General features: G+C 71.1%; 22 protein-coding genes and 1 tRNA gene. 5 read left to right on the top strand and 18 right to left on the bottom strand.

Going from position 1 to position 23,414, the window contains the following annotated elements; translation table 11 throughout:
• Positions 1-17 precede the first annotated feature (17 nt).
• A complete protein-coding gene (ilvA, locus tag ASD93_RS03895; protein WP_056118790.1) occupies positions 18-1,274 on the bottom strand; it encodes a threonine ammonia-lyase in 1,257 nt (418 codons plus the stop codon).
• Complete coding sequence (locus tag ASD93_RS03890; protein WP_056118787.1) at positions 1,271-2,461, bottom strand: AI-2E family transporter; 1,191 nt, start codon at positions 2,459-2,461, stop codon at positions 1,271-1,273. Before ASD93_RS03890 ends, ilvA begins: the two co-directional genes overlap by 4 nt.
• A gap of 101 nt (positions 2,462-2,562) precedes the next feature.
• Between ASD93_RS03890 and ASD93_RS03885 the strand changes: the two genes are divergently transcribed.
• Positions 2,563-3,849, top strand: a complete 1,287-nt coding sequence (locus tag ASD93_RS03885) for a winged helix-turn-helix domain-containing protein (protein WP_235566865.1) — start codon at positions 2,563-2,565, stop codon at positions 3,847-3,849.
• Positions 3,846-4,772: a hypothetical protein gene (locus tag ASD93_RS03880; protein ID WP_056118780.1), complete on the top strand. Its 927-nt coding sequence runs from the start codon at positions 3,846-3,848 to the stop codon at positions 4,770-4,772. The genes ASD93_RS03885 and ASD93_RS03880 overlap by 4 nt, the downstream gene beginning before the upstream one ends.
• Here ASD93_RS03880 and ASD93_RS03875 read toward each other — a convergent pair whose 3' ends face one another.
• The 11 genes from ASD93_RS03875 to ASD93_RS03825 form a co-directional block, all read right to left on the bottom strand.
• Positions 4,773-5,828 carry a DNA glycosylase AlkZ-like family protein gene (locus ASD93_RS03875; RefSeq protein ID WP_414843689.1) on the bottom strand — a complete coding sequence of 352 codons (1,056 nt, stop codon included), beginning with the start codon at positions 5,826-5,828 and terminating at the stop codon, positions 4,773-4,775.
• A gap of 38 nt (positions 5,829-5,866) precedes the next feature.
• Positions 5,867-6,436 carry a LemA family protein gene (locus ASD93_RS03870; RefSeq protein WP_056118773.1) on the bottom strand — a complete coding sequence of 190 codons (570 nt, stop codon included), beginning with the start codon at positions 6,434-6,436 and terminating at the stop codon, positions 5,867-5,869.
• Positions 6,437-6,518: 82 nt separating this feature from the next.
• Positions 6,519-7,832, bottom strand: coding sequence for a D-arabinono-1,4-lactone oxidase (locus ASD93_RS03865; protein WP_056118770.1), 1,314 nt, complete (start codon positions 7,830-7,832; stop codon positions 6,519-6,521).
• The gene (locus ASD93_RS03860; protein ID WP_056118767.1) at positions 7,829-9,058 is read right to left on the bottom strand and encodes an alanine racemase; all 1,230 of its coding nucleotides are present in this window, start codon (positions 9,056-9,058) and stop codon (positions 7,829-7,831) included. The genes ASD93_RS03865 and ASD93_RS03860 overlap by 4 nt, the downstream gene beginning before the upstream one ends.
• A gap of 114 nt (positions 9,059-9,172) precedes the next feature.
• A tRNA-Leu gene (locus ASD93_RS03855) sits at positions 9,173-9,246 on the bottom strand.
• Between the two features lie 31 nt (positions 9,247-9,277).
• Positions 9,278-10,726, bottom strand: a complete 1,449-nt coding sequence (locus ASD93_RS03850) for an NAD(P)/FAD-dependent oxidoreductase (protein ID WP_056119207.1) — start codon at positions 10,724-10,726, stop codon at positions 9,278-9,280.
• A gap of 33 nt (positions 10,727-10,759) precedes the next feature.
• A complete protein-coding gene (locus ASD93_RS03845; RefSeq protein WP_056119204.1) occupies positions 10,760-12,052 on the bottom strand; it encodes a S8 family serine peptidase in 1,293 nt (430 codons plus the stop codon).
• On the bottom strand, positions 12,049-12,567 hold the full coding sequence (locus ASD93_RS03840; protein ID WP_056118763.1) for a DUF501 domain-containing protein: 519 nt from the start codon (positions 12,565-12,567) through the stop codon (positions 12,049-12,051). Before ASD93_RS03840 ends, ASD93_RS03845 begins: the two co-directional genes overlap by 4 nt.
• 65 nt (positions 12,568-12,632) lie before the next feature.
• Positions 12,633-13,163: an FtsB family cell division protein gene (locus ASD93_RS03835; RefSeq protein WP_235566864.1), complete on the bottom strand. Its 531-nt coding sequence runs from the start codon at positions 13,161-13,163 to the stop codon at positions 12,633-12,635.
• Between the two features lie 21 nt (positions 13,164-13,184).
• Complete coding sequence (gene eno, locus ASD93_RS03830; RefSeq protein WP_056118757.1) at positions 13,185-14,465, bottom strand: phosphopyruvate hydratase; 1,281 nt, start codon at positions 14,463-14,465, stop codon at positions 13,185-13,187.
• Between the two features lie 111 nt (positions 14,466-14,576).
• Positions 14,577-15,245: an O-methyltransferase gene (locus ASD93_RS03825; RefSeq protein ID WP_056118755.1), complete on the bottom strand. Its 669-nt coding sequence runs from the start codon at positions 15,243-15,245 to the stop codon at positions 14,577-14,579.
• A gap of 102 nt (positions 15,246-15,347) precedes the next feature.
• On the opposite strand from ASD93_RS03825, the gene ASD93_RS03820 reads away from it, so the two are divergent.
• The gene (locus tag ASD93_RS03820) at positions 15,348-15,821 is read left to right on the top strand and encodes a DUF4442 domain-containing protein (RefSeq protein ID WP_056118750.1); all 474 of its coding nucleotides are present in this window, start codon (positions 15,348-15,350) and stop codon (positions 15,819-15,821) included.
• Positions 15,822-15,842: 21 nt separating this feature from the next.
• Here ASD93_RS03820 and ASD93_RS03815 read toward each other — a convergent pair whose 3' ends face one another.
• The 5 genes from ASD93_RS03815 to nhaA form a co-directional block, all read right to left on the bottom strand.
• Positions 15,843-16,640: an SGNH/GDSL hydrolase family protein gene (locus ASD93_RS03815; RefSeq protein WP_056118747.1), complete on the bottom strand. Its 798-nt coding sequence runs from the start codon at positions 16,638-16,640 to the stop codon at positions 15,843-15,845.
• 67 nt (positions 16,641-16,707) lie between these two features.
• Positions 16,708-17,145, bottom strand: a complete 438-nt coding sequence (locus tag ASD93_RS03810) for a YdeI/OmpD-associated family protein (RefSeq protein WP_056118744.1) — start codon at positions 17,143-17,145, stop codon at positions 16,708-16,710.
• Positions 17,146-17,226: 81 nt separating this feature from the next.
• On the bottom strand, positions 17,227-18,495 hold the full coding sequence (locus ASD93_RS03805) for a histidine--tRNA ligase (RefSeq protein WP_056119201.1): 1,269 nt from the start codon (positions 18,493-18,495) through the stop codon (positions 17,227-17,229).
• A gap of 31 nt (positions 18,496-18,526) precedes the next feature.
• Complete coding sequence (locus tag ASD93_RS03800; RefSeq protein WP_056119197.1) at positions 18,527-19,138, bottom strand: MazG nucleotide pyrophosphohydrolase domain-containing protein; 612 nt, start codon at positions 19,136-19,138, stop codon at positions 18,527-18,529.
• 35 nt (positions 19,139-19,173) lie between these two features.
• Positions 19,174-20,364: a Na+/H+ antiporter NhaA gene (gene nhaA / locus ASD93_RS03795; protein WP_056119194.1), complete on the bottom strand. Its 1,191-nt coding sequence runs from the start codon at positions 20,362-20,364 to the stop codon at positions 19,174-19,176.
• Between the two features lie 149 nt (positions 20,365-20,513).
• Between nhaA and ASD93_RS03790 the strand changes: the two genes are divergently transcribed.
• Both ASD93_RS03790 and ASD93_RS15860 read left to right on the top strand, forming a co-directional pair.
• The gene (locus tag ASD93_RS03790; protein ID WP_056118742.1) at positions 20,514-23,186 is read left to right on the top strand and encodes a phosphoenolpyruvate carboxylase; all 2,673 of its coding nucleotides are present in this window, start codon (positions 20,514-20,516) and stop codon (positions 23,184-23,186) included.
• 49 nt (positions 23,187-23,235) lie between these two features.
• On the top strand, positions 23,236-23,406 hold the full coding sequence (locus tag ASD93_RS15860) for a hypothetical protein (RefSeq protein ID WP_157536852.1): 171 nt from the start codon (positions 23,236-23,238) through the stop codon (positions 23,404-23,406).
• Positions 23,407-23,414 lie beyond the last annotated feature (8 nt).

The following is a 23,414-nucleotide window of genomic DNA, read 5'->3' as shown; positions in this document are numbered from 1 at the left end:
TCGGGCCGCCGCCGCGCCTAGTCCTGCGTGACCGTCGGCGCGTAGCCGGCCTGCTCCAGCACGGAGATCACGTGCGCGCGGTGCTCCACGCCGCGCGTCTCGACGCTGAGCTGAAGGATCACCTCGCTGATCTGCAGTCCCTGTCCGTGGCGGGTGTGGAGCACCTCGATCACGTTGGCCCCCGCCTGCGCAAGGAGCTCGGACACGCGGGCCAGCTGACCGGGGCGGTCGGGAAGCGGGATCTGCAGCGTCATGTAGCGCCCGGATGCTGCGAGGCCGTGCGCGACGACGCGCTGCAGGAGGAGCGGATCGATGTTGCCGCCCGAGAGGACGGTGACCGTCGGGCCGGTCGCGTGCACCTTCCCGGCGAGGATGGCCGCGACACCCACGGCACCGGCCGGCTCGACGACCTGCTTGGCGCGCTCGAGCAGCACCAGGAGCGCACGGGCGATGTCGTCCTCGGTCACGGTCACGACCTCGTCCACCAGCTCGTCGATGATCGCGAAGGGAAGGTCGCCGGGTCGCGCGACGGCGATGCCGTCCGCGATGGTGGGTCGCGTGGCGACCTCGAGCGGACGCCCCGCCGCGAGCGACGCCGGGTAGGCGGCGGAATTCTCGGCCTGTACGCCGATGATGCGCACCGTGCGTCCGACGGCGGCCGCACGTGCCTTCACCGCTGCCGCCACGCCCGCCACCAGCCCGCCGCCGCCGATGCCGAGCACGACGGTGTCGAGGTCGGGCACCTCGTCCATGAGCTCGAGGCCGAGGGTGCCCTGTCCGGCGATCACGTCGGGGTGGTCGAAGGGGTGGATGAACACCGCGCCGGTCCGCTCGGCGAACTCCGCGGCCAGTCGGAGCGGCGTCTCGACCGTCGCACCCTCGAGGATGACCTCGGCGCCGTACCCTCGCGTGGCGAGGAGCTTGGGCACCGGGACGCCGAGCGGCATGAAGATCGTGGCCGCGATGCCGAGCGACTGCGCGGCGAGGGCGACGCCCTGAGCATGGTTGCCTGCGGATGCCGCGACGACGCCACGCGCGCGCTCCTCGGCGGTCAGGCGCGAGAGACGGTAGGTGGCACCGCGGATCTTGAACGACCCGGTGCGCTGGAGGTTCTCGAGCTTGAGGTGCACCGGAACGCCCAGCAGCTCGCTGAGGTGCTGTGACTCGTCCAGCGGCGTGCGCGTGATGACGCCGTCGAGGGTCGCGGCCGCGTCCTCGATATCGGCGAGGGTCGGCGGTGCCAGCGGATGAGTGGCGGGCGAGGTCGTGCTCACGGGTGGGTTCTCCTCGGGCGCGGAACAGTGCTCCAGATCAGGTCGCCCGTCGGTTTTCGACCGGTCTCCCAGGCCCGTTGACCGAGGTATACGGCGACGACGTTGACGAAGGCCGCCAAGGGCACGGCGAACAGCGCACCGGGGATGCCCGCGATCATCGCGCCGCCGGCGACGACGAGGACCACGGCGAGCGGATGCACCTTCACGGCCGAGCCCATCAGCAGCGGCTGAAGCACGTGACCCTCGAGCTGCTGGACGCCGAGGACGACGACGAGCATCCACAGCGCGATCCAGGGGCCGTTGTACACGAGCGCGAGGAAGACGGCGACGGCGCCGGTCACGACCGCGCCGACGATGGGCACGAAGGCGCCGAGGAAGACCAGCACCGCGACCGGAATGGCCAGCGGGACGCCGAGGAGGAACGCGCCGAGGCCGATGCCGACGGCGTCGATCGTCGCGACGAGCAGCTGCGTGCGCGCGTAGTTGACGACGGTCACCCAGCCGGCGCGGCCTGCGCCGTCCGCGGCCGGCCTCGCCTTGCCGGGGAAGAGCTTGAGCGCCCACCGCCAGATGCCGGCACCGTCGGCGAGGAGGCAGAGCAGGATGAAGAACGCGAGGACGCCGCCGGCCAGCACATGCCCGACGGTCGAGCCGATGGCGAGGGCGCCGGACCACAGCAGCTCGGCCTGCTGCTGCACGAAGGCCCAGCCTTGCATGAGCAGATCGTCGATCTGCCCCTCGGTGAGGTGGAGCGGACCGTCGATGAGGTACTGGCGGAAACGTTCGACCGCCTCGACCGTGCTCGCCTGGACGGATGACCACTGGCGGGCGATCTGCCAGGCCACGAGCCAGAGCAGTCCCCCCACGATCGCGATGGTTCCGACGACCACGATGACGATGGCGAGCCAGCGGGGCACGCGGTGGCGCAGCATCCAGGTGAATGCGGGCCACAGCAAGGCGGCGATGAGGATCGCCACCAGGAGCGGGATCACCAGCAGCTTGAGCTGGATGACCAGCCACACCCCCACGCCGATCGCCGCGGCGATGACCAGGAGACGCCACGAGTACGCCGTGGCGATGCGCAGCCCGCGCGGCATGCTGTCGGCGAGCTCCGTGGATACCACGCGCGTGCGGTCGCGGAGGGCGTCGAACAGCGAGCCGCGGGGCTTGTCGTCGGGGCCGCTCATTCGGCCAGTCTAGGCGCGTCGCATTCCGCGCCGGTCATGGGTCCTGCGCCCGATGGCGGCCCCGCAGAGGTGTGTCGGAGCCGCTGGCTATGCTGACCCGCGTGAAGTCGTCCCTGAGCGCGGCCGAGGCGCGCCGCATCGCCCTCGCCGCGCAGGGGTTCGCGCGGCCCCGCCCCGCCGCGGCGGGCACCCGTCAGCTCAACGTCGCGCTCGCGCGCATGGCGACACTGCAGATCGACTCCGTCAACGTCTTCGCGCGGTCGCACTACATGCCGCTGTTCTCGCGTCTCGGCCCGTACGACCCTGCCGCGCTCGACCGACTGCTCTTCGCCCATCGATCGCCGTACGTGGAGTACTGGGCGCACGTCGCCGCGTTCATCCCGGCCGCCGACTGGGGCCTGTTCCGGTTCCGCATGGACGATCTGCGCGCCAAGTACGGCACGAAGGCCGACGGCTTCTTCCAGAGCAACCGTGAGATCGTCGACTGGGTGCGGGCAGAGCTCGCCGACCGAGGACCGCTGCGGCCGGCGCAGATCGAGCACGACGCCAAGCGCGGAGCACGCGGGCCGTGGTGGGACTGGGACGTCGTGAAGAATGCGCTCGAGTATCTGTGGATGTTCGGCGAGGTCGCGATCGCCGGCCGCCGCGGCTTCGAGCGGCGCTACGGCCTGGCCGCCGACGTCATCCCGGCCGACGTGCTGGCCGCACCGGTGCCGCGGGAAGAGGCGATCCGCGAGCTCGTCCGGCGCGCGGCCGTCGCGTACGGCGTGGCGACGGCCGCCGATATCGCCGACTACTGGCGCATCGCCAACCGGCCCGCGGTGCTCGCCGCCCTCGCCGATCTGACCGATTCCGGTGAACTGCTGCCCGTCACCGTCGACGGGTGGACGGTGGCCGGACGCCCGGCGAAGGCGTGGCTGCATCGCGACGCACACGTTCCCCGCCGCGTCGATGCGACCGCGCTGCTCACCCCGTTCGACCCGGTCGTGTGGTTCCGCGATCGCGCCGAGCGCCTGTTCGACTTCGAGTACCGCATCGAGATCTACACGCCGGCCCCTCAGCGCCGATACGGCTACTACTCGCTGCCGGTGCTCGTCGGTGACGACGTGGTCGGGCGCGTCGACCTCAAGGCCGACCGTGCCGCGTCGACGCTGCGTGTGCAGTCGGCCTGGTGGGAGCACGGCCGGCCGGCCGACGCCGCGGCCCGCGTCGCGGACGAGCTCCGCGCCGCGGCGCGCTGGCAGTCGCTCGAGAGCATCTCGGTGTCGCGGTGGGGCGATGCCGTGGACGACATCGCCGACGTGCTGCCCGAGGCCTCCCGCCACGACACCGGTCCCTCCGAGCCGGTCGCGCTCGCCCCTGAGGAGCCCGCTAACGTGGAGCCGTGAAGCGCGGAGCGGTCATCGGCATCGTCGGCGTGGTCGCGGTCGCAGCCACCGCCGTCGGCATCTGGTGGTTCCTCTCACGGCCTCCCTCGGCGGAGGCGGCGGCGGACGATTACCTCCGCGCCCTCGAAGCCGGCGACTACGCGGTGATCGAGAGCATGTCGGCCTCCCCTCTCGACGACACGGTCGCGGCCGCCTTCAAGGGCGCCGAGTCTCATATCGCCGACGCGCGGGTCGTTCAGCTCGAGGCAGGGGCGGACGGCCAGGCGACGGTCCTGGCCGAGGCTCTCCTCGGCGGCGAACAGTACGACCTGGCCTTCGCCCTGAGGTCGCACGACGGACGTTGGCTTCTGACTCCGCAGTCCCTCGCCACAGTGCGCGTCGACACCACCTTCGGCGGCGCGCCGGGCGGCGGCGATTCCGTCTGGATCGGCGAGGCTCTGGTCCCGACAGGCACCGACGTCGCGATGCTGCCGGCCGCCTATGTCGTCGAGGCAGCCCCCCGCGGCATCCTCTCCGGCAGCACGACCGTCGCGGTCTCCGGTGAGGGAGATGCCGAGACTGTCACGATCGACACGGCGCTCACCGCCGAGGCCACCGCGATCGCCCAGAAGCAGCTCGACGCCTACCTCGACGCCTGCGCGGCACCGGCGGCCGACGTACCCGACCACTGCGGGCTCCGTGTGCCGTGGGCCGCCGATCTCACCTCGCTCAGCGGCATCGCGTTCCGCATCGACGAACGACCCATCCTCGAGCTGTCGGCCGACGGCAGCGGGTTCGACGCGACCGGCGGAACGATCGTGGCGACGGCCACGGGCGCGTCGCGCGCCGGGGGGACCCGGTCGTTCACGTATCGTGCAGACGACTGGGCCGTGCGGGGAACGGTCGCTTTCGTCGGCGATGAGATGGTGCTGTCGGTGCGCTGATCACGCCTCGGGCAGACCGCGGACCTCGAGCCCCAGCCAGCGCGCCAGGTCACGGATCTCGTGGTGCACGGCCTCGCTGGTCGAGAGGTCGAAGGGTGTGTCCTCGTGGATCGCATTCACCACGAGCACGCCGCTCTTGCGGTCGGCCTTCGCGTCGAGCTTGCCGACGAATCGGTCGCCGTGCAGGATCGGCAGTGCGAAATAGCCCCATCGTCGCTTCGAGGCGGGCTTGTACATCTCGAGCAGATACTCGTACTCGAACAGGTCCTCCAGGCGGCGTCGGTCGAACACGAGGCGGTCGAAGGGCGACAGGAGCGCGGTCCGGGGTGCGAAGCGATCGAGGTCGGCCAGTGCCGCCCGGTCGACCCGCCACGTACCGGAGACGCCCTGCACGGCCGCCTCCTCCCCCACGCTGGCGACGTCGACGGGCTCGACCGGCTGGGCGATGCTCTTGGCGCGGGCGATGCCCAGCGACGTCAGGCGGCGCTCCGCGCGTTCCCTCGCGGCATCCTCAGGAGCGAGGGCGGGTGCGTCGCTCGGATACACGCGTTCGGCGAGATCGAACAGACGCCCGCCGGCGTCGCGCGCGGCGATCGCCACGTCGCCGTGCAGCACCAGCATCTCGAGCATCTGCAGCGTGTTGCGGTTATTCGTCCAGCCGGACGATCGCCAGGAGACCTGCGCGGTGTCGGGGATGTCGGGCGGCCGCAGCGGACCGTCCGCGCGAAGCCGGTCGAGCACCTCCTGACGGAACACGGCGTTCGCCGTCAGCCATTCGCGCGCTTCGCGGGACTGCGGACGCACGGCCATCTCGGGACGCAGGAGCGGCAGATCGGCCATCGTGCGATAGAAGCCGCCCCACTCGAAGATCGCGCGGTCCTCCTCGACGAGCCGGGCGAGATCGGCAGGCTGGTACGGCCATCCGAGCCGCGACCAGAGGATGAGGTCGGCGCTGGGCGCGATCGCCGCAGTCGGCTCGATGTTGACGACCGTCAGGGCGTCGACGGTCTCGACGATGCCCGCGGGCCGGTCGGCGCTGAGAAGCTGAGCGCGCACCGCGATGCGACGCGCCTGCTCCCTCGTCAGCTCGAGCGTCAGAACTGCACCCTCGGCGGCTCGGAGATCGCGGCTCCGTCGATGACCTCGAAGAACTCGCGCTCATGGAACCCGAGGTTGCGGGCGAAGAGGTTGTTCGGGAAGACCTTGATCTTCGTGTTGAGCTCGCGTACGCCGCCGTTGTAGAACCGGCGGGAAGCCTGGATCTTGTCCTCGGTGTCGACGATGGACTGCTGGAGCTGCAGGAAGTTCTGACTCGCCTGCAGCTGCGGGTAGGCCTCGGCGACCGCGAACAGGGAGCGCAGCGCCTGCTGCATGTGGCCCTCGGCGACTCCCGCGGCGGCGGGACCTGCGGAGTTGAGCGTCTCCGCTCGCGCCCTCGTCACGTTCTCGAAGACCGCTTTCTCGTGCGCGGCGTACCCCTTCACCGCCTCGATGAGGTTCGGCAGCAGGTCGGCGCGGCGTTTGAGCTGGACCGTGATGTCGCTCCAGGCCTCGTCGACGCGGACGTTGAGCTGAACGAGCGAGTTGTAAGTCGCCCACAGGTAGATGCCCGCGATGACGATCAACGCCACCACGATCACCACCGGGATCAGCACTTCCCACATAACCGTGACTCCGTTCGAGGTTTCCCTCATCCTAGCCACGGCCGTGGTCGGCGCATGCGCCGGTGTCTCCGACTCTCAGCCGTTACCCACCGAGCACGCGATCGAGATAGGGATTGGCGAACAGGCGGCCGGGATCGAGCCTCTCGCGGAGGGCCGTGAAGTCGTCGAACCGGGGGTAGCGCTCTCGCAGGATCGCGGCATCCAGCGTGTGCATCTTTCCCCAGTGCGGACGGCCGTCGAACCCGAGCATGATCTGCTCGACGGCTTCGAAGTACTCGGTCGGGTCCTCGCGCCAGTACCGGTGCACGGCGATGTAGGCCGATTCGCGACCGTGGGCCGTCGAGAGCCAGCGATCGTCGCCCGCGGCGAAGCGCACCTCGACGGGGAACGAGATCCGCCAGCCGCGCTCGTCCACGAGCGCGCGCATCGCCTCGAAGGCAGGACGCACGTTCTCGACCGGAAGCGCGTACTCCATCTCTCGGAAGCGCACCGACCGTTCCGTCGCGAAGACACGGTGCGAGGCATCCGTGAACTCCCGATTGCCCCACATCTTCACCGAGAGCCGGTTGATGCCGGGGATCGTCGCGGGGATGGTCTTGGCGACGGTGCACGCCACCTGGTGCAGCCCGTTGCCGACGAGGGTGTCGTCGACCCACTTGCCCAGTGTCGGGAGCGGATGCCGCGGCGCGCTCTCCGGAAGGCGGGTATTCGTCTTGGTCATCGCCCGGTCGGTGTGCGGGAACCAGTAGAACTCGAAGTGGTCGGCCGCGGCGACGCGGTCGTCGAGGCCGTCGAGCACCGCGATCAGGTCTTCGGACTGCTCCACAGCGTGGAGGACGAACGCGGGCACGCACTGGATTGTCACCTCGACGAGGATCCCCAGCGCGCCGAGGCCGAGGGCGACAGCGGGGATGAGCTCGGCGTTCTCGTCCTCGTTCACGACGAGGAGGTCGCCGGATGCCGTCACCAGCGTCGCGCCGAGGACCTGGGTCGCGATGCCGCCGAAGCGGGCGCCCGTGCCGTGCGTTCCCGTCGAGATGGCGCCGGAGATCGACTGGCGGTCGATGTCGCCGAGGTTCTCCATCGCGAGCCCGTACGGTGCCAGAAGCGCCGGGATCTCGTGCAGACGCGTTCCCGCGCGCAGCGTGACACGCGATCGTTCGACGTCGACGTCGACGAGGCCGCTGAGGTCCGTGAGGTCGAGCAGTGCGCCGGGCGCAACGGCGATGCCGGTGAAGCTGTGCCCCGCGCCGACCGCCTTGACCGGGATTCCCTGGGCGGATGCCGCCGACACCGCACGTCGGACTGCCTCCGTCGAGCGCGGGAACTCCACCCGCCGCGGTCGCACGGACTCGGAGCGTCCCCAGTTCTGCCACGTGCCGCCCGGTCGTGTCACAGGAATGCCTTTCCCTCGCCGCGGTACGTGGGGACCTCGTCGACGATGTCCGCGCCGTCCACGACGTGGTAGCGGTCGACGCGCTCCGCGAGCTCGCCGCTCTTGGAATGCCGGAACCACACGCGGTCGCCGACCGCGAGGTCGCGCGCCGCGGCTCCCTTGAGCGGTGTCTGGACCTCTCCGGCACCCTCGCGCGGCATGGTCTGGAGTCCTGCCGGCCACACCGGCAGCGGCTGGCGCGACGCAACCGGGGGCCCCGAGGCGATCCATCCTCCTCCGAGGACCGTGGCGATGTCGTCCTGCGGCTTGCGCACCACCTCCAGCGCGAAAGCGGCGGCCGGTGCGAGATCGAAGGATCGGTAGCCGTCGAACAGGTGCCCGGCGAGCAGTCCGCTGCCCGCGGTCAGCTCGGTGACCGATTGATCGGATGCCGTGTACTCGAGCGAGCCGGTTCCCCCGCCGTTGACGAACTCGAGCGGGGCGATGTCGCGCAGCGCCGCGACGATCTCGCCGCGTCGCTCGAGCAGCTCGGCGGACGAGCGCCGCTGCATCCAACGGATCATCGCGTCGCCGGAGCCGGTCGCATCACCCTGCCCGGCGATCTGGGCCTCGTACATCATGAGTCCGACGAGCCGGAAGCCCGGACGGGCCGCGATGGCCCGGCCCAGGGCCGACACCTCGCCCGGCTCGTGCACGGGCGAGCGGAAGACGCCGATGTGGCCCAGGGCCGGTGCGCGCCAGGAGGCGTCGGCGTCGATGGCGAGCCGGATCTCGGGGCGGGTGCCCGGCGCCGCGACCGCGTCGATGAGGTCGAGCTGCGCGAGATCGTCGACCATGAGGGTCACCCGCGTGGCGGCGCGCTCGTCGGCGACGAGCGCGGCGATCGCACCGCGGTCGGCCGTCGGATAGCCCAGGACGACGTCGTCGTGGGTCTCTGCGAGCCACAGCGCCTCGGGAAGCGTGAACGCCAGGATGCCGTGATAGCCCGCCATCGCGAGCGTCGCGTCGATCGCCGCGCGCACGCGGACGGACTTGCTCGCCACCCGGATGGGCACGCCTCCGGCGCGCACCACCATGTCGAGCGCGTTGTAGCGCAGAGCGGGAAGGCTGAGGGTGGCGACGGGTCCGGAGATGCCGGACACCGCCTGGGTCAGGGCACCCCAGAAGGACGCTGGATCCTTCCAGGGCTCCGTCGCCGTGTTCGAGGACAGCAGGTCGAGGCTCATACGGCCCGCTTCGGGTGCGCGCGCATGGGCCCCAGCCTAAGCCCCGCGGCGGTCGGCATCCGACCGGCTGTGGAAGGACGGCCGGGCGAGCCGGGCGCGAGAAACGTGAGCACGTACCCCCGCTGGGGCTCGAACCCAGACTGAAGCGATTTTAAGTCGCCTGCCTCTGCCGATTGGGCTACGGGGGCGCCGCGCGAGCGGACGCCTCCACGCTACCGGTCAGCTCGCAGCGCCGGCCTTCGCGGTCTTCTTCTCTGCCTTCGCCTTGTCGGCCTCGATCGCCTCGGGCTTGTCGGCCGCCTTGCCGGCGCCGCGGGGCTCGGCGGGCGGGGTGACCGCGGGCTGGGCCGGACGCGGACGGGCCGCGAACTCCTCGAAGACGTAGCGCGGGTTCTGCACGGCCTCGAGGTTGACCATGTCGCGGCCGAGCCAGAAGTTGTTCCACCAGCCCCACAGCACGCGCCACTTGCGCTCCCACGACGGCATGGCGAGGCCGTGGTAGCCGCGGTGCGCGAGCCAGGCGATCGGTCCCGTGAGAGCGAGCTTGCCCGACTGGAAGACGCCGACCCACAGGCCCAGACCCGCGACCGCGCCCATGTTCTTGTGGAAGTACTCGCGGGGAACCTCGCCGCGGAGCACCGCGACCAGGTTCTTGGCAAGAAGCTTGGCCTGACGAACGGCGTGCTGCGCGTTGGGGACGCAGTAGCCGCCCACACCACCGCCGGACAGATCCGGCACGGCCGAGACGTCACCGGCGGCCCAGGCACCCTCGACGACCTCTTCGGCCGAGCCCACCCGCAGGTCGGTGCGCGTCCGGATGCGGCCGCGCTCCTCGACGGGCAGGTCCCCGCCGCGCACGACGGTCGGGTTGGCCATCACGCCGGCGGTCCAGATGATGAGGTCGCTCGGGATGGTCTCGCCCGTCGAGAGCTCGATGTTCCCGTCGATGGCGCCGGTCACCTGCGTGTCGAGGTGCACCGCAGCACCGCGGTGGGCGAGGTTCTTCAGCACCCATTCGCTCGTCTTCAGCGACACCTCGGGCATGATGCGGCCCATCGCCTCGACGAGGTGGAAGTGCGTGTCGTCGAAGGTGAGCTCCGGGTAGCTCTTGACCAGCGAGGACGCCAGTGAGCGGAGCTCGGCGAACACCTCGATGCCGGCGAAACCGCCACCGACCACCACCACGGTGAGGAGGCGGTCCCGCTGCGGACCGGGGGGAAGCGTCGACGCCTTGTCGAAGTTCGACATCAGACGGTCGCGGATCGCGACGGCCTCTTCGATCGTCTTGAGCCCGATCGCGTTGTCGGCGATGCCGGGGATCGGGAAGGTGCGCGAAACCGCACCGGCGGTGACCACGATCTGGTCGTACTCGAACTCGTAGGGCTCGCCCGCGATCGGGGTGATGGTGGCGACCTTGTTCGCGTGGTTGATGCCGGTGACCTTGGCCGCGACCACGCGGGTCCGCTTCAGGTGGCGGCGCAGCGCCACCACCGAGTGGCGGGCCTCGATGGAGCCCGCGGCGACCTCAGGCAGGAACGGCTGATACGTCATATAAGGCAGCGGGTCGACGACGGTGACGTCCGCCTCGCCCTTGCGCAGGTGCTTCTCGAGCTTCCAGGCCGTGTAGAAGCCTGCGTATCCGCCACCGACGATGAGGATCTTGGGCACGGTGTTGGTCACGGTTCGGAGGCTCCCCCTGTGTCAGCGGCTCGGCGCGCGGGACGCCAATCGGATGCGTCGGACAGCTGCGGTGACGCCGAGCGCCACCAGTATAGCCGCCACCGTGGCGACCGAGAGCGGCAGCGTGCCGTAGAGGACGGTGTCCCGGGAGGGGAGCAGAGGCGATGCCGCGCGCTCGAGGGCATCGGCCGGAGGCAGTGGCGCAACCTCCACGGTCTCGGCGGGTCGGGTGGGCGCCGGATCGCTCTGCGCACGACGGTAGACGCGGATCCACTCGGCCAGGCTCCCCATGGGATTCTCCGTGACCGTCGGCACCGACGCGGCCACGGCGGCCGCGGCATCCACCAGTCCGTAGCCGTACAGCGGATCGGGCACCGCGGTCGCTCCGGCGGCCGGGCGGGCCGTCTGGATGATGCGGTTGATGACGTTCTCGGCGTCGAGGCCGGGATGCGCCGCGCGGACCAGCGCGGCGACGCCGGCGACGATCGGAGCGGCGCCGCTCGTGCCGTTCCACAGCACGAGCCGCCCGTCCGCCGAGACCCCGACCAGGTTCTCGCTCGGCGCCGAGACGCCGAGAGTGATCCCCTGCGTCGATGCCTCGACGCTCGCCTTCCCGTCGGGGTCCACGCCCGCGACGGTGAGCACGCCGGGGATGGTCGCCGGAGCGCCCACGCGGGTGGTGCCGCTCCCCCGGTTGCCGGCGGCGACGATGACGACGACGTCGTGGTCCATGGCGTACAGGAACGCCTCGTCCCACGACTCGTCCCAGTCGGGGACGTTCGTGGTGAGCGACATGTTGATGACGTCTGCGCCGTTGTCGACCGACCAGTGGATGGCCTCGGCGATCTGCTCGGTGAAGCTCTTGGTGGCGGACGATCCGAAGCCCACTGACACGGACAGGAGATCGGCCTCGGGCGCCACGCCGATCATCCCGGCATCCGGACCGGTTCCGCGTCCTGCTGCGAGCGAGGCCACCCAGCTGCCGTGGTTGGAGTCGACGGCGCCGACGGGTGTGCGGCCGTCCGGGGTTCCGACGCCCGAGACATCCGTCCCGCCGACGACCGCGCCCTCGAACTCCGCCGGACCCTTGCCGATGCCGGTGTCGATCACGGCGATCCTGACGCCCTTGCCACGGGTGGTCTGCCAGGCCTTCTCGATGCCGTACTGCTCGAGCCAGTACTCCGCCGCTCGGACCGCGTCGTCCTCCGCCGCCGCCGGGACCGCACCCAGGACGGCCGCAGAGGCGGGCGCGGCACCGAGCAGGGTCAGCGCGACGGCGGACGCGGCGATCGCCGCGAGAAGGCGGCGGGTCATCCCGCCGTCCCGGGCTCGGCGCACACGCACCGCTGCGGGGACCACGAGGATCGTTCGAGCGCGCGGTCGCCGATCGGGTTCACTCCCGGGCCCGCGGCCAGGGCGTGACCGGCGAGGGCGTGCAGGCATTTGACGCGCGTCGGCATCCCACCGGCCGAGATCCCGTCGATCTCGTCGACCTCGCCGTACGCCGCACGGTCGGCGAGGTAGGACTCGTGGGCCCGCGCATAAGCGGCCTGGAGTTCTTCGTCGGCCCCGAGCTCGTCGCTCAGCTCGCGCATGATGTGCTCGGCCTCGAGCACCGACATGGCCGCCGTCGCGGCCGGGTGGGTGAGGTAGTAGAAGGTCGGGAACGGCGTGCCGTCGGGCAGGCGCGGAGAGGTCGCCACGACGGTGGGGTTGCCGCAGACGCACCGCGCGGCGATGCCCACGGCGCCCCGCGCGGGTCGGCCGAGCTGCGCGCGCAGCACGGCGAGGTCGGCGTCGCTGACAGGGGGGAACGGCACGGTCGTCACGTCGGCAAGGCTACCGGCGGCGGCTGGGACACCGCTGGACCGCGGAGCGATCGGCACGTCCCGCTTCAGGGCGTGGTCGACGGCGTGGGCTCCTGGTCGGGAACCCCGATCGTCGGCGCCTTCACGGTCTGCGAGAGCCCGGCCACGGTCACCGAGCGCACGAGCTGCGACATCCAATCGGTGCGCGTCTGCTCGACGTCCTCGCTGACCGGGGATTGCTCCTGGGGTGCGAGCTCGGGGGGCAGATCGTTGTCGACGAGGTAGACGACCTCGCCCGGGCGGACGTAGTAGAGCCGCTCGCGCGCCTGCGTCGTGATGTACGCCGGATCGCTCCAGCGCTCGCGCTGGGACTCGAGCTCGGCGACCTGTTCGCCGCTCAGCTCGACGGCGGCTTCGAGCGCCGCGATCTGCTGCCGCTGGTCGACGTAGGTGCCGATCGTGGGCACGAGCACGAATGCCGCGAGCACCACGAGACCCAGCATGATCACCATGAAGCCGGACAGTCGGATGCCGCCGAGCCACCCGCGGACATCGACCGGGCGACGCTGTGCGCGAGGCCGGGAAGGACGGGAAGGGGGAGCCGTCGTCTTCGCCACGGCTCCCCCTCTCGTCAGTGCCTAGCTCGTGAAGCGCGGGAAGGCCGCACGGCCGATGAACGTCGCCGCGTCGCCCAGCTCCTCCTCGATGCGCAGAAGCTGATTGTATTTCGCGACCCGCTCGCTGCGCGCGGGCGCGCCGCTCTTGATCTGACCCGCGCCGGTGGCCACGACCAGGTCGGCGATCGTGGTGTCCTCGGTCTCGCCCGAGCGGTGCGACAGCATCGCCGTGTAGCCCGCGCGGTGCGCCATGTCGACGGCGTCGAGCGTCTCGGACAGCGTGCCGATCTGGTTCACCTTGACCAGCAGCGAGTTCGCGACGCCGCGCTTGATGCCGTCGGCCAGGCGCGTGGGGTTGGTCACGAACAGGTCGTCGCCGACGAGCTGGGTCCGGGTGCCGAGCGCGTCGGTGAGGGCCTTCCAGTTGTCCCAGTCGTCCTCCGCGAGCGCGTCCTCGATCGTGACGATCGGGTAGTCGTTCACCAGCCCGACGTAGTACTCGGTGAGCTCGGCGGCGGTCCAGTCCTTGTTGTCGAGGCGGTAGACGCCGTCGTTGAAGAACTCGGTCGCCGCGACGTCCAGGCCGAGGGCGATGTCGCTGCCGGGCGTGAACCCGGCCTTCTCGATCGCCTTCACGAGGAAGTCGAGACCCTCGCGGTTGCTGGGGAGGTCGGGGGCGAACCCGCCCTCGTCGCCGAGGCCCGTTGCGAATCCCGCAGCCTTCAGCTCGCCCTTGAGGACGTGGTAGACCTCGGTGCCCCACCGCAGCGCCTCGGAGAACGTCTCGGCGCCGATCGGTGCGAGGAAGAACTCCTGCATGTCGATGCCGTTGTCGGCGTGCTCGCCGCCGTTGATGACGTTGAACAGCGGCACGGGAAGGATGTGCGCGTTGGGTCCGCCGAGGTAGCGGAACAGGGGCAGGTCGGCCGAGTCGGCCGCCGCCTTCGCGACCGCGAGGGACACGCCGAGGATGGCGTTCGCGCCCACGCGGCCCTTGTTGTCGGTGCCGTCGACCTCGATGAGGATCTCGTCGACGATGCGCTGCTCGCTGGCGTCGACGCCCTCGATCGCGGGGCCGAGCTCGTCGATGACGGCCGCGACCGCCTTGAGCACGCCCTTGCCGCCGTAGCGGCTCTTGTCGCCGTCACGCAGCTCGTATGCCTCGAAGGCTCCGGTCGATGCGCCGGAGGGGACGGCCGCGCGCTGGACGATCCCGTCGTCGAGAAGCACCTCCACCTCGACGGTCGGATTTCCGCGCGAGTCGAGAATCTCGCGTGCGCCTACAGCCTCGATCAATGCCACGGGAAAGCTCCTAGTTCGTGGGCGGGTGGTGATGGGGAGCGTCGTCGGTCCGCGATCGAGTCTAGTGATGGGGATGCTCGGGTCACAGGCATCCCGACATCGACCGTCGTCTCACACCACGATCGCGATCGCGACGCCGTCCCAGCCCTTGAGATCGAGCGTCTGAAGGGCCGTGGCGTCGAACCGGGGATCGCGCCCGAGCATCTCCAGCCCACGCTGCACGCCGATGATCAGCGGGTCCTCGGTCGCCGGGTTGGCCACCTCTCCCCCGCGCACGGTGTTGTCGACCACGACGACCGTCCCCGGACGCCCGAGGCGTGCGGCCCAGTCGAGGTAGATCGTGTTGGACTCCTTGTCGGCGTCGATGAAGACGAGGTCGAACGGCGCGCCGCCTTCCAGCGTGGGGAGCACGTCCGCGCCGCGGCCGAGCACGATGTCGACCTTTCCCCCCACGCCGGCGCGGTCGAGGTTCGCGCGGGCGATCTCGGCGATGCGCGGCTCCGCCTCGATCGTCACGACCCGGCCGTCCTCGGGGAGGCCACGGGCCATCCAGATCGTCGAGTACGCGCCGAGAGTGCCGATCTCGAGCACGCGCCGTGCGCCGCTGATGCGCGCGAGGAGGTGGAGGAACTTGCCGTTGACGGGCGCCACCTCGATCGCCGGAAGGCCGGCCGCGTTCTGATCGGCGACAGCGCGCTCGAGCCCCGGATCGTGCCCGATGAGGGTTTCGGTGAGGTAGGCGTCGACGCGCCGCCACTGGTCGGGGGTCGGATCGCTCATGGGCTCAGCCAACAAGCGATCCGCCCGGCTCGTCAAGAGCCGCGGTTGTGGGGTCGCCACAATCGATGTCATCCCGCGGCGGTCCGTCGGCAGGATGGGCGCATGCGAATCACACCACGCCGACTCGCCGTCGGGATGAGCCTGTGGGCGCCGAACCTGTGGAGCGGCATCCGGGTCAAGGGCTTCTCCCCGGACTGGACGCACGCGACCGTCGAACTGCACGTCAACCCGATCACGCGCAACTACGTCAAGACGGCGTTCGGCGGCTCGATGTCGGCGATGACGGACCCGTACTTCTTCATGCTGGTGATGCACCAGCTCGGTCGCGACTTCGTGGTGTGGGACACCCGCGGCGAGATCGAGTTCGTCAAGCCCGGCCGCGGCGTGCTCACCGCGCACTTCGAGGTCACACGCGAGCGCGCCCAGGAGCTGCGCGAGCGCGCCCGTGGCGGCGCGAAGGTGCTCGAGTGGTTCGAGACCGAGATCACGGATGCCGCGGGCGACGTCGTCGCACGCGTGCGGCGAGAGGTCTACGTGCGCGAGAAGAAGCGCGTGACCGAGGCTGCGCCCGCCTGACCATCCGACCTCGGCCCGACCTCAGCCCTGCGCCGTGGGCGACTCCAGCGCAGCGAGCACGGTGGGCAGCAGCGCCTCCGCGGTGCGCCGGTACCCGAGCGCGCTCGGGTGGAAGCGGTCGAGACTGAACATCTCGTCGGGCTGCGTCACGAAGAACGGGCCGACGGCGCGCCGCAGCGACACGACGTGTGCGCCCGCGCGGGCGGCCGCCTGCGCCTGCGCCTCGGCGAGCTGCCGGGACATGCGCGAACCGAGCGTGCGCAGCGGCTGCGGAACGGGCCGCAGGGCGCCGAGATCTGGACACGTGCCGACGACCACCTCGGCTCCGCGGGCGCGGAGCCGAGCGACCGTCGCCACGAGGTGCCCGGTCGCCGTGGGAATCGGCACACGATGCGTCACGTCGTTTCCGCCCACGATGACCACCGCCACATGCGGTCGGTAATCGTCGGGAAGGCCGTCGACCTGCGCGGCGAGCATCGAGGACTCCGCACCGACGACGGCCGCCGTGTGCAGGCGCACCGCGCGGTGCGTCTGGCGAGCCACGCCCTTCGCGAGCCGTGCGCCCAGCGTGTCCTTGCGACGCTCCGCGCCGAGGCCGGCTGCGATCGAGTCGCCGAAGATGGCCAGCTCGACGGGCTCACCCTCGTGCCGACGACCCCAGACGCGATCGGCGTCCATCGCGTCTTCGCCGAGCGGCTTGCCGATGCGCTTGCGCGCGATGCGTGCCTGGCGATGCAGCAGGGAACGGAATCCCGCGACGGCTGCGCCGACGACCACGACGGTCCCCGCACTCACCACGACGGCACGACGGCGGCCCATGGCCCCATCCGAGCGCGCGCAGATGAACGACCGGCGTCGCGCGGGTGACGATGCGGCGGCGCGTTCGTCAGCCGGCGAGCTCCTCGACGGCCGCCGCGATGCGACGCTCGCGCGTCTCGGGCCTCTTGGCCTCCGCGACCCCGCGCGCGAGCTCCTTGCGCCGCGAGTAGGTGAGGGCGTCGAAGGCGGCCTTCGCCCCGGCAGCCTCGAGGGCCGCCGCGAGATCCTCTGGCACGTCGACGACGCGGTCCTGCTGATCGAGGTCGATCGTCGCGTCGATCTCGTCGCCGAAGTCGACACCGAGCTGCGCACGGTTCGCCTTCGAGATGCCGATGAGGTTGCGCCCGTCCATGACGCCCAGCCGCAGCCGGGCGGAGCGATCGCCCACTCCGACGACGACGGCCGCGCGCTTGCCGCCGCCGAGTTCGGCGACCTGTTCGTCGGTGAGCTCGATCGCCGTCGCGGGCCCGAACGGCACGAGCACGGCGTGGATGCGCAGAGTCATCCCTCGATCATGGCGCAGTGCCGCGGCATCCGTCTGCGTCTCGTTCCCGCGTGCGGCCTGTGCGCGAGCGGACGCGGCCTCTCACGCGAGGGGCTTGAGCTCGAGCGAGCCGACGGCGGCCCCCGCGGTCACGGTCGCGAACGACGTGTAGCCGTCGGCGGCGGCGCGCTCGAGCAGCGCCTTGAGGTTCTTCGTGCGGTGCTCCAGCCGCACACGCGACCCCGCGGCGACGAGCCCGGACTTGTGGGCCAGCAGCTCGCTGTCGGGCACATCGCGGTCGTGCACCAGCACGATCGCCGTCGCGCCGTCGGCGTCGACCGCGTCGACGAGGTCGACGAGGCGCTCGAAGCCGATCGAGAACCCGACGGCCGGCACATCCTGGCCGAGGAACCGGCCGATCATTCCGTCGTAGCGGCCGCCGCCGCCCAGCGAGTAGTCGACCGACGGGTGGGCCAGCTCGAAGATCGTGCCGGTGTAGTAGCCCATGCCCCGCACCAGGAAGGGGTCGAACACGAGCGGGATGTCGGCAAGCCCGTCGACTCCGGCGCGCGCGGCGGCGACCGCCTCGCCGATCCCGACGAGGTGCGCGACGACCTCGGTCGGGGCGTCGGCGGGGAGGAACTTCCGGATCTGGCGCTCGCCGTACGGGTGGTACTCCATGGTCATCGGGCGCGTCAGGAACTGCTCGAACGCATCGACCGCGGATGCCGTCGCCCCGCGATCGCGCAGTTCTGCGGCGACTCCGGCGGGTCCGATCTTGTCGAGCTTGTCGATCGTGATCAGCACGCCCGGGCGCTCATCGGGCGAGAAGCCGAACGCGTCGAGCATCCAGTCGAGCACGCGCCGGTCGTTGATGCGCACGCTGCCACCCGCGAGATCCAGCGCGTCCAGCGTGTCGAGCGTGGCGACGATCAGCTCGGACTCGGCGCGGGCCGAGGCGTCCCCGATGATGTCGATGTCGCACTGCACGAACTGGCGGTAACGGCCCTTCTGCGGTCGCTCGGCGCGCCACACGGGCGCGATCTGGATCGAGCGGAACACGGCCGGCAGCTGTCCGCGATTGGTCGCGTAGAAGCGGGCCAGCGGAACGGTGAGGTCGTACCGCAGGCCGAGATCGGTGAGGAGGGCCGGATCATCGGCCGCTGCCGAGATCGCCGCGGCGTCGAGGCCGCGTCTGAGCACGTTGTACGCGAGCTTCTCGTTGTCGCCGCCGATGCCGGCGTGCAGTCGCGCGTGCTCCTCCATGACCGGCGTCTCGATCTCGTCGAAGCCGTGCGCACGGTAGCGGTCACGGATGACGGCGAGCACGCGCTCGCGCCGGGCCTTGTCGGCGGGGAGGAAGTCGCGCATGCCGCGCGGCGGGTTCACGGTTGCCACGGGTCTAGTTTCCCAGATCCGCGGGCGTGCCCTCGGCGGAGCGGATCTCGGCGGAGAGCCCCCGCAGGCGCTCGCGCAGAGCGCGCTCGGCATCCCAGCCGTGCGCACGAGCGGTCGCCGCGAGCGCGAGGAGCGCATCACCCAGCTCCGCTTCGGAGGCCGGTGCGGTCGCGGTCTCGACGTGCACGCCCACCGCTGCGCCCTTGCCCAGCAGCTTCTGCGCGAGGGCCAAGGGCGGCATCCGCTCGCTCACGCCGTCGAGGACGCTGGTGCGCGAGCTCTTCTCGACGGCTTTGGCGGCGTTCCAGTGCACGAGCACCTCTTCGGGGGTGCGCGCCACGGCATCGCCGAAGACGTGGGGATGCCGCCGCACCATCTTGTCGGTGAGGCCTCGCGCGACGTCGTCGATGTCGAACGGGTCGTCGGGATCCCGCGAGGCGATCTCGGCGTGGAAGAGGACCTGCCACAGCAGGTCGCCGAGCTCTTCGCGCAGCTCGGCCCGATCATCCTCCTCGACGGCGTCGATGAGTTCGGCACTCTCCTCCACGAGGTACGGGACCAGCGCACGATGGTCGATCTGCTGCGTCCACACGCATCGGTCCCGCACCGCGCGCATGGTGTCGGCAGCGGCGCGCAGCGGATCCGTCGGGCTCACGGCGTCGCCGGGTCCGTCGCCGGGTCCATCGCCGGCTGTGTCGCCGCCTGAGCCTGCCGCCTGTAATGCCATGCCCGCCACGATACGAGCACCCCGGCCACGATGAGGGAGATGACCGACCCGGCGAGCACGCCGAGGACCGCCTGATCTCGGATCTCGGGCATCCCGCCGAAGGCGAGCTCGGACAGCAGCAGCGACACTGTGAACCCGATGCCCCCGAGCGCGCCGGCCGCGAGCAGATCCCCGAGCCGCAGCGTCGGCGCGGCGTCGCGCGCGCCGATCCGCAGCGACACCCACCCGAACAGCGTGATGCCGATCACCTTGCCCACCGGGAGGGCGACCAGGATGCCCCAGAACGCCGGCGACAGCTCGCCCGCCGATACAGAGGGGATCGCGACGAGCGCCGCGTTGAACGCGAACAGCGGCAGCACGACCCCGTTCACCCACGGCTCCATCTCGTGGCGCACCCGCAGCGCGGGACGCTGCGCCATCGCGAGGCCGAGAGCCACTCCCGCGATGGTCGCGTGCACGCCGGACTTGTAGACGAACACCCACGCGAGGATCGCGAGAACCACGAGCGCGAGCGCGATCGGCACCCGCGCGCGTGTGTCGAGCAGGCGGCTCAGGATGCCGAAGGCCACGATCGCCACGACGGCGAGCCCGAGCATCCCGAAGTCGACGTCGCTTGTGAACAGCACGGCGATGAAGACGATGCCGACGATGTCGTCGAGGATCGCCAGGGCGAGGAGGAACACGCGGAGGGCGGGTGGCAGGCCTTTGCCGAACACCGCGAGCACGCCGAGCGCGAAGGCGATGTCGGTCGCCGTCGGGACGGGCCAGCCCGCCTGCGAAGACGAGCCCCACGCGAAGGCCAGGTAGATCGCCACCGGGACGAGCACGCCGCCGGTCGCGGCGATCGCCGGCTGGATCGCCTTGCGCGCCGAGTTGAGCTGACCCGCCGTGAGCTCGTACTGCAGTTCGACGGCGACGACGAAGAAGAACACCGCCAGCAGCCCATCGGCGATCCAGTGGCTCAGCGAGAGCTCCAGGACCCCCGGAATGCCGACGTAGAGGTGGAGGAAGTCGTCCACGGGGCCGCCGGCCGGGCTGTTCGCCACGACGAGACCTGCGGCCGCTGCGATCAGGAGCACGATCGCGGGGAAGCGCGCCGAGCGTAACAATGCCATCCGGGATCCCTTCTCCCAGGCGCCGACGGGCATCGCCGATCACCGCCGACCAGACTTCCCGGCACTCCTGCGGGCAGTCTATCGACGACACCCGTCACACGAGGCCCCACGTGACGTCGCCGAAACACCGGCGGGCTAGCGTGGATCCCATGCGTGAACTCACCCAGACCGAAGCGATCGACCTCGTCGGGCGCTTCGAGGCCGAGCAGGAGATCCCGGAGAGGATGCGCGCAGACGTGCGCATGCTCGGCTCGCTTCTCGGTCAGGTGCTCCGCGAGAGCGGATCCACCGGTCTGTACGACGACGTCGAGCGACTGCGCATCGCGACGATCCAGGCCTACACGGACGAGACACCCGAGGCGTTCGCGCGTGCGGCGTCGATCGCCGACTCGTTCACGGTGTCGCGCGCCGACGAGGTCGCCCGTGCGTTCACCGCCTATTTCCACCTCGTGAACCTCGCCGAGGAGCACCAGCGCGTGCGGATCCTGCGCGAGCGCGACGGCCGCCCCGACCGCGAGCACGCCACAGACTCCGTCGCGGCGGCGTTCATGAGTCTCGCCGCCGAGGTGGGCGACGACACCGCGCTCGAGCGCCTGCAGGCGCTGCGATTCCATCCGGTCTTCACGGCGCACCCGACCGAAGCCCGTCGCCGGGCCGTGTCGTCCAGCATCCGCCGCCTCGCCACGCTTCTCGAGGAGCACGACGCGTCGCTGCGCAACGGCGCCGACCAGCGCCGCGCAGAACGCCGCATGCTCGAAGAGGTCGACACGCTGTGGCGCACCGCCCCGCTGCGGCCGGAGAAGCCATCGCCCACCGACGAGGTGCGCGCGGTCATGGCGGTGTTCGACGAGACGCTGTACACCGCCGTCCCCCACGTGTACCGCCGTGTCGACGACGCGCTCCAGGGCCCCGCCGCGGGCGGACGCGCCCCCATCGTGCGCCCCTTCGTGCGCGTCGGGTCGTGGGTCGGCGGCGACCGCGACGGAAACCCGTTCGTGACGGCCTCCGTCACCCGCAAGGCCGCGAAGATCGCGAGCGAGCACGTGCTCCTCGGCCTCGAGCGCACCACGAGCCGCATCGGCCGCACCCTCACCCTCGACGGCACCACCACTCCGCCCAGCGACGCGCTGCTCACCCTGTGGCAGCGGCTGTCCGCCGCTGACGAAGACGCCGCGGCCGACGTCGCCAAGCGCTCCCCCGACGAGCCGCATCGCCGCATCCTGCTGCTGGTGGCCCGCAAGCTCCGGGCGACCCGCGAGGGTGACGCCGACCTCGCCTACCGCGACCCCGAGTATTTCATCGCCGACCTGCGCGTCGTGCAGGACTCCCTCGTGCAGGCGGGCGCTCCCCGGCAGGCGTACGGCCACCTGCAGCAGCTGCTGTGGCAGGTCGAGACCTACGGATTCCACCTCACCGAGCTCGAGGTGCGCCAGCACTCCGCCGTGCACGCGAAGGTGCTCGCCGAGCTCGACGCGGGCGGAGCACGCAGCGCGCAGACCGAGGAAGTGCTCGATGTCTTCCGGTCGGTCGGCTTCCTGCAGGAGCGCTACGGCCCCCGGGCCGCCGGACGCTACATCGTCTCGTTCACGCAGTCCGCCGACGATCTCGCGAACGTGCACCGGCTCGCCCGCTTCGCCGCGGGAGCCGACGGGGTCGTTCCCGTGCTCGACGTGATCCCGCTGTTCGAGACGTTCGCCGACCTCCAGGCCGCGCCGCGCATCCTCGCCGAGATCGTCGAGCATCCGGAGTTCGCCGCGCGCCTCGAGGCGACGGGCCGCCGGCTCGAGGTCATGCTCGGCTATTCGGACTCGTCCAAGGACGTCGGACCGGTCGCCGCCAACCTCGCCCTCTACGAGGCGCAGGCCGCCATCGCCGCATGGGCGCGCGAGAGCGGCATCGAGCTCACGCTCTTCCACGGCCGCGGCGGCGCCCTCGGGCGCGGCGGCGGCCCGGCGAACTCCGCGATCCTCGCGCAGCCGCCGCACTCGGTCGACGGGCGCTTCAAGCTCACCGAGCAGGGCGAGGTGATCTTCGCCCGCTACGGCGACCCCGCGATCGCGATGCGCCACATCGACCAGGTCGCCGCCGCCATCCTCCTCGCCTCCGCACCGTCCAACGAGGAGCGCAACCGCGCGGCCGCCGAACGCTACGCCCCGGTCGCCGCGACGATGGACGAGGCATCCCGCGCCCGCTTCTTCTCGCTCGTGAAGGCGCCCGGCTTCGCGCCGTGGTTCGCCCGCGTGACCCCGATGGAGGAGATCGGCCTCCTCGCGCTGGGGTCGCGCCCCGCCCGCCGCGGACTGTCGGTGGAGTCGCTCGAGGACCTGCGCGCGATCCCGTGGGTGTTCGCATGGACGCAGGCGCGCATCAACCTGGCCGGCTGGTTCGGCCTGGGCAGCGCCCTCGAGGCCGTCGGTGACGAGCCGGTGCTGCGGCGCGCGTACGACGACTGGCCGCTGTTCCGGACGCTGATCGACAACGTCGCGATGAGCCTCGCCAAGGCCGACGACCGCATCGCCCGGCACTACCTCGAGCTCGGCGACCGCGACGACCTCGCCGCGCTCGTGCGGGACGAGATGGCGCTGACGCGCTCCTGGGTGATCCGCGTCACCGGCGGCGACGAGCTGCTCGCCAACAAGCCCGTGCTGCAGCGCGCCGTCAAGATGCGCAGCCCGTACGTGGACGCGCTGTCGCTGCTGCAGCTGCGGGCGCTGCGCGCACTGCGCGATACCCCCGAGGGCGCACCCGTCGATCCGGAGCAGCAGCGCCTGCTCCTGCTGTCGGTGAGCGGCGTCGCCGCGGGCCTGCAGAACACGGGCTGACACGCGCGTCGCTGCCGTCGACGGGGGTTGCCGGGGCTACCGTGTGGGCATGGCACGTATCGTCGTCGCCGAAGTGTGTCCCCAGTGCCGGTCGCTCGATGTGCGCGCGACCGAGCCGAGGTGGTTCGCCGTGGAGTTCGCCCGGCGGGGCGAGCTCGATGACGGCTGGGTCGATCGCCTCGAGTTCGAGTGCCGCGACTGCGGCGACTTCTGGGACTGACTTCGCGA

The organism is Microbacterium sp. Root180 (assembly GCF_001428485.1).
Taxonomy (GTDB): domain Bacteria; phylum Actinomycetota; class Actinomycetes; order Actinomycetales; family Microbacteriaceae; genus Microbacterium.
The sequence above is the reverse complement of the archived record's forward strand: the minus strand, read 5'-3'. Positions and strand labels throughout refer to the sequence as shown.

Bases quoted from the DNA above. Each gene is read 5' to 3' on its own strand.
- ASD93_RS03890 (WP_056118787.1), bottom strand. From the start codon at position 2,461: ATGAGCGGCCCCGACGACAAGCCCCGCGGCTCGCTGTTCGACGCCCTC.
- ASD93_RS03820 (WP_056118750.1), top strand. From the start codon at position 15,348: ATGCGAATCACACCACGCCGACTCGCCGTCGGGATGAGCCTGTGGGCG.
- ASD93_RS03790 (WP_056118742.1), top strand. From the start codon at position 20,514: ATGCGTGAACTCACCCAGACCGAAGCGATCGACCTCGTCGGGCGCTTC.
- ASD93_RS03805 (WP_056119201.1), bottom strand. From the start codon at position 18,495: ATGCGCGACTTCCTCCCCGCCGACAAGGCCCGGCGCGAGCGCGTGCTC.
- ASD93_RS15860 (WP_157536852.1), top strand. From the start codon at position 23,236: ATGGCACGTATCGTCGTCGCCGAAGTGTGTCCCCAGTGCCGGTCGCTC.
- ASD93_RS03845 (WP_056119204.1), bottom strand. From the start codon at position 12,052: ATGACCCGCCGCCTTCTCGCGGCGATCGCCGCGTCCGCCGTCGCGCTG.
- ASD93_RS03825 (WP_056118755.1), bottom strand. From the start codon at position 15,245: ATGAGCGATCCGACCCCCGACCAGTGGCGGCGCGTCGACGCCTACCTC.
- ASD93_RS03870 (WP_056118773.1), bottom strand. From the start codon at position 6,436: ATGTGGGAAGTGCTGATCCCGGTGGTGATCGTGGTGGCGTTGATCGTC.
- nhaA (WP_056119194.1), bottom strand. From the start codon at position 20,364: ATGGCATTGTTACGCTCGGCGCGCTTCCCCGCGATCGTGCTCCTGATC.
- ASD93_RS03810 (WP_056118744.1), bottom strand. From the start codon at position 17,145: ATGACTCTGCGCATCCACGCCGTGCTCGTGCCGTTCGGGCCCGCGACG.
- ASD93_RS03860 (WP_056118767.1), bottom strand. From the start codon at position 9,058: ATGAGCCTCGACCTGCTGTCCTCGAACACGGCGACGGAGCCCTGGAAG.
- ASD93_RS03800 (WP_056119197.1), bottom strand. From the start codon at position 19,138: ATGCGCGCGGTGCGGGACCGATGCGTGTGGACGCAGCAGATCGACCAT.
- ASD93_RS03815 (WP_056118747.1), bottom strand. From the start codon at position 16,640: ATGGGCCGCCGTCGTGCCGTCGTGGTGAGTGCGGGGACCGTCGTGGTC.